The following is a 5,642-nucleotide window of genomic DNA, read 5'->3' on the forward strand; positions in this document are numbered from 1 at the left end:
CAATAGCTGGATGATCAATGTGGAGGGGCGGATAGATAGATTTACGCTGGTGGATGCTGATAATGAGGTGCATCCGAACCCGATGTTCGGGCATGAGGCGCAGGTGTATAAAAGAGTAGATGATGCAATTGAAGATCCTGCCTATGATTACATTAGAATAGGGTATAATACACCAATAGAATTTAGTTTTTCAACTGGAACTTTTATTGCAGTACCACCTACTGGCAGACCAATTGGCGATAGGTTAGGTGGATTGATAGAAACATCATCAGAATATGGTAATATTTTAAGGACGTGATATTTTGAAATGGATAATATATGTTTTGATAATTGCATTTGTAATATGTTCAAATCAAAACGCATTTGCTGAACCAATTGAAAATGATTTTGGAATTGTAAATGCATGGTATAATGGACAAGAGGCAACAGTTAAAAATATTCAGTTAAAAGTTGGAGAACCTGCAGAAATTACTGTTAGCGTAAATTCAAAAATAGATTGTAATGTGTATATAATATTGATTAAGCCATTAGTCACTGTCCCATATGATATATTAAGTGGACCAAGTGATTTAGATAAATCAATAGATAATCGTGGGGTAAAATCAGGATGGACAACAAATTATACATGGATTATTGCTCCAAATGGGGAGTGGACCAATGGAAATGCTCCAATAAACATTTTTGTGGAATTCAGTGATCGTGGAGACGATAGACATGTTAAATTTACCATCGCCAACCCTCACATCCTTGATGAGCACTACTCAGGCCCCGCCCACACCCGCACTGCCGACCCCTCATCCACAGACCAGCCCCCATCCCAGGGGTCGCCCGGATTCGGGGTGGTGGGTGCGCTGCTTGGGATTGCGCTTGTCGTGATGGCATGTCGGAACTGAATCAATAGTGATTCTGGGTGCCCTGCCGATGCTATGCGGCCCGGGTGCGGGTACACATGCGCTAAGCGTGGGTTGGGGCGTGGTGTGCGGTGGATAAGATCACCGGGCAGATACGAAGTGATGTGCACCTGAGCCCGGACATTAATTATATGGAGTATCCCAATCCTGCTGATGCTATGCAGGCAACTGCTATTGACCTTACGAACAAGATCGAGGCGAACCAGAGCAGGTATGTGGATAAGGCAAGGTATCATGATGGTAGTAAGTATTCCAGTTGCAGTGCTAAAACCATCAGCCATGTGCGGGAGTGGTATGTGGATGAGGTGCTGCACCAGGTGAATGAGCAGTATATGGCTGCGGCAGGAAACATCGACGGGCAGATAGATGACAAGTTCAACGAATCGGCAGACGATGTGAGGGAAGCAAATAAGAACGGTGCCAGTCTGTTAAAGTCTGCGCTGTGTTTTCCTATCGGGCTGACCATGAGGGCAGAGCATGTGCGAGACAATGGGACGAAGTATGATGTGGATGATATTGCATACTGGGAGGAAAATGTGACGCTGATGGTGGATATGGAGCCGGATTATCTTGACACTATAGAACCATATCCCGGTGAGTCGTTTTATACTTTAAAATTGAGGAATACTAACTTGCTGGGGTCAACTGGGGCTAATGTACTACCTTCAATGAATCCGTGGGTCTGTACAGTCAATTCGTGGATGATAGAAGTTGAGGGGGAGATTGTGGGATTTACAGTTCTGGATGTTGATAATGAGGTGCATCCGAATCCAATGTTTGGGCATGAGGCGCAGATATATAAGAGGGAAGAATATTTTGTCATGGATCCAATTAATTTGAAAATTATTGGAAACAACAACCGTATTAATTTTGATTTTATAACAGGTACTTTTTTAGCAGTGCCTCCTGGAAAAATCGTAGGAATAGGGGACAAACCAACAGTAGAAAATCCAAATCCATTTTTAGAAGAATCAGAAGGATGGTAAAATGAAAAAAATTGTTAGATTAATAATTTTCTTGGTTTTAATTTATACATTAATTCCAAATGGTAATGCTGCAGAAAATGATTATGGCAAAGTAATTGCATGGTGTAATGATGAACCTGCTACTGTAAATGATTTAAAAATTAAAATAGGTGAACCTATTACAATAAAAGTTCAAGTTACTTCTAAGATTTACGGTTTTATAGGTATTGAATTAAATGAACCTGGAGTTACAAGATCATATGATATTATTTCTGGTCCTAGTGATTTCGATAAAGGGATATATGAATATGATGTGGAATCTGGTTGGAAAAATGAATATATTTGGATAATAGCTCCCAACGGTGAATGGACTGATGGAAATGCTCCGATAAATCTATATGTGCAGTTCAATCAGGATATCGATGAGGTAGAACGCGTGCAATTCACCATCGTCAACCCCATCATCTTGGATGAACACTACTCAGGCCCCGCCCCCACCCGCACTACCACCGACCCCTCATCCTCTGACCAACCCCCATCCCAGGGGTCGCCAGGGTTCGGGGTGGCGTGTGCACTGCTGTGGATTGCGCTTGTGCTGATGGCGAGACGTAGCTGAATCAATAGTGATTCCGGGTGCCCTGCCGGTGGCTGCGGCAGGGAACATTCGGCAGGCGATGTGCAGTAAGCTAATAAGAAAGGTGCCGGCCTGCTGAAGAATGCACTATGTTTTCCTATTGAGCTGACAATGAGGGCAGAGCATGTGCGAGACAATGGGTCGAAGTATGGTGTGGATGATATTGCCTACCGGGAGGAGAATGTGAGGCTGGGTGTGCAGAATGTTTGCTTCTTTGGGTCACTTGTGTGCCTGTACTGCCGCTGCTGACAGTACACTCCACTCTCACCCACTGCTGCAACATTTGCTAGAAAACGTACATGAAATTCTTCGAATAACATGCACAAAAAATGAAAGTACCAAGGGTACTTTCATGCTAAATATGAGGTAGCACTTTCTAGCAATACCGATTATGATATATTCGAACATAGACAGGGTTACAAGAAAATCCTCACATCAGTAGTATTTACTTGAGCACATAATCTTATAGGTTATAACCTATCTTCGTCAGTTTAATGGTTTAATTAACCGTTTCATTTGCTTAAAAAACTACTCGTGGGTCTTAATGCTAGCGTTTTTCCCAAATGTAGAGTGTGAAAATTTATTTATTTCTAGGAACAGATCCTCTGCACAAAATATTTATATATACTCCTTCATATTATTATGTACTTCAGAGCATTAGAAAAAAAACCAATAACAAGTGATTGAATAGATCAAAATGTAGAACAGACTCAAAAAATATAGTATTTTGCTGCTATCGATTTTATTTTAAACTGGCGAAGATTGGTTATATACTAATGTAAAGTTAAATAATACTAATAACAGCCAATCCTGACCCCAATAAGGAGATGAAAAAATAAAATCAGTAATACTTGCTGGCGGCTCCGGCACCCGTCTGTGGCCTTTAAGCAGGGAACTTTACCCAAAACAATTCTTAAAATTCTCAGGCACTTCATTATTCCAGGATACCATGCGCAGGTGCCTTAAAATATCTGATGTCTCTGAAATATTTGTTGTCACCAGTGAAAAACAAAAGTTCTTTGTGTACGGGCAGATCGAAGAACTTGAACTTGATCTTCTAAAAGAAAACATCCTTCTGGAACCCGAAGGAAAAAATACACTCCCAGCCATCAGTTTTGGAATGCGTGAGATTGAAAAGATACATGGCAGTTCCACTGTCGGCGTATTCTCTTCAGACCATATCCTGGATGTCGATGCCATGGAGACCATAGCAGGTGCAAAAAAGCTGACAGACCACCATCTTGTCACATTCGGAATTGTACCTGAATCCCCACATACCGGTTATGGCTATATTAAACCCGGGCGTGCACTTGATGCGGGATATGAGGTCTCAGAGTTTAAGGAGAAACCGGGTTTGGATGATGCAAGGCGGTATGTCGGGAACGGCTATCTATGGAACAGCGGCATGTTCTTATTTGGCACTGAACTGTTCATATCACAACTTCAACTACATGCGCCGCAATTGTGGGATGAGTTCTTTAATTCGGACCGGGACATTAAAGATGTCTACCATAAAATCCCGGCAATATCAGTAGATTACGGTCTGATGGAAAAATCTAATCATGTTGCTGTTGTCAGGCTGGATAATAAGTGGGGGGATCTTGGGAACTTCAATGCTATGTATGCTGAGTTTGATAAGGATGAACTGGGCAATGTGGTTTATAATTGTGTTGACGCATCCATCGATTCAAAGAGGAATCTTATTTTTTCATCAAAGAACAAGGCCGTCTCACTGGTTGATGTCGATGATATGGTTGTAGTGGATACCAGGGATGCCTTGCTGGTATGCCCTAGGAGCAGCAGCCAGAAGGTTAAGGATGTGGTGTTTTGCCTGAAAGAGCAGGGTGATGAGCGGGCAGATATTCACCAGACAGTGTACAGGCCGTGGGGTACTTATACTGTGCTTGAGAGTTCAGAGAAGCATAAGATCAAGAATATCAGGGTGATGCCGGGTAAGAGGTTGAGTCTGCAGCTTCATAAACACAGGAGTGAGCACTGGGTGGTTGTGAAGGGCAGGGCGTGTGTTGAGGTTGATGGGGAGCAGATGTGTCTGGGTGGGGGGGAGAGTACTTATATTAGTGCTGGTGTAAAGCATAGGTTGTTTAATCCGGGAGAGAGGGTACTGGAGATCATTGAGGTGCAGTTGGGTGAGTATGTGGGTGAGGATGATATTGAGAGGTTCGATGATGAGTATGGACGAGTTTGATTGGATTGAAACAAATTACACAAATTTTACTAGACTGTTTGGAATGATTTATCATCCTAAACTTTGGACATTACTATCATGAAAGGATTGATACCCGCCGCTGGAAGCGGCACGCGTCTTGGCCCGTTTACCCATGCAATGCCAAAAGAATTACTTCCTGTGGGTGATAAAGCAGTGATTGAACATGTGGTAGAAGCGTTTGTGACCGCTGGAATCAAAGATATCACAATTGTTGTGAGCCCTAAAAAACACGGGCTTTCCGATTATTTTGGTTCTGGGAAGCGGTTTGGTGTGAAACTGACCTATGTGGTCCAGGATGAGCGGCTGGGGCTTGCGGATGCTGTCGCTGCAGGGGAGCATGTAATCAATGGGTCTTCTTTTGCTGTAGTGCTTGGGGATAATTTCTTCTCACCAGATACGGTGCTGCGTGATCTTAAGGAGTTCCATGAGGCAAACAATGTGGAAGCTACGATTGGCGTTGTGGAAGTGACCGATGTTACACGTCACGGGATTATCAAGCCTGATGGGATCTATGTAGTTGACCTTGTAGAAAAACCGGAACCTTCGGATGCACCGAGTAATCTGGGGATTGCTGGTATGTATATCTTCGAATCTGGCATCTTTGAGGCGATACATGATACAAAACCCGGATTTAAGGGTGAGTACCAGATTACGGATTCGATCAAGTTATTGGTTGATAAAGGAGCAAAGGTTGTGTACAAACGCATTTCGGGTATCCATATTGATGTTGGGACGCCGGAGGATCTGATGCGAGCGAATGAGTTTTTTTTAAGAGAGACTAAACAATCAAATAATAAATGAGCCATTACAACTCACTTTCCGCACGTCTTTCATCAAACATAGTATTTTTCGCATTCTTTACCCATCATACTCAAAATATCCCACAATTCATCAGTCATATTTGC

At 42.7% G+C, this 5,642-nt stretch carries 7 protein-coding genes; all 7 read left to right on the plus strand.

Going from position 1 to position 5,642, the window contains the following annotated elements:
- The coding region (locus HF974_06770) for a hypothetical protein (protein MBC2698030.1) at positions 1-298 on the plus strand (298 nt) is incomplete at its 5' end.
- A gap of 4 nt (positions 299-302) precedes the next feature.
- Positions 303-893 (plus strand): sarcinarray family MAST domain-containing protein, encoded by a 591-nt coding sequence (locus HF974_06775; protein ID MBC2698031.1) that lies wholly within the window; start codon positions 303-305, stop codon positions 891-893.
- 89 nt (positions 894-982) lie between these two features.
- Positions 983-1,897: a hypothetical protein gene (locus HF974_06780; GenBank protein ID MBC2698032.1), complete on the plus strand. Its 915-nt coding sequence runs from the start codon at positions 983-985 to the stop codon at positions 1,895-1,897.
- 1 nt (position 1,898) lies between these two features.
- Positions 1,899-2,492 carry a sarcinarray family MAST domain-containing protein gene (locus HF974_06785; GenBank protein ID MBC2698033.1) on the plus strand — a complete coding sequence of 198 codons (594 nt, stop codon included), beginning with the start codon at positions 1,899-1,901 and terminating at the stop codon, positions 2,490-2,492.
- A 129-nt stretch (positions 2,493-2,621) separates the two neighbouring features.
- Positions 2,622-2,759: a hypothetical protein gene (locus HF974_06790; protein ID MBC2698034.1), complete on the plus strand. Its 138-nt coding sequence runs from the start codon at positions 2,622-2,624 to the stop codon at positions 2,757-2,759.
- Positions 2,760-3,345: 586 nt separating this feature from the next.
- The gene (locus tag HF974_06795) at positions 3,346-4,716 is read left to right on the plus strand and encodes a mannose-1-phosphate guanylyltransferase/mannose-6-phosphate isomerase (protein ID MBC2698035.1); all 1,371 of its coding nucleotides are present in this window, start codon (positions 3,346-3,348) and stop codon (positions 4,714-4,716) included.
- Positions 4,717-4,794: 78 nt separating this feature from the next.
- Positions 4,795-5,538 carry an NTP transferase domain-containing protein gene (locus HF974_06800; protein ID MBC2698036.1) on the plus strand — a complete coding sequence of 248 codons (744 nt, stop codon included), beginning with the start codon at positions 4,795-4,797 and terminating at the stop codon, positions 5,536-5,538.
- Positions 5,539-5,642: the final 104 nt, after the last annotated feature.

It is taken from the genome of ANME-2 cluster archaeon (assembly GCA_014237145.1).
GTDB lineage: Archaea > Halobacteriota > Methanosarcinia > Methanosarcinales > Methanocomedenaceae > Methanocomedens_A.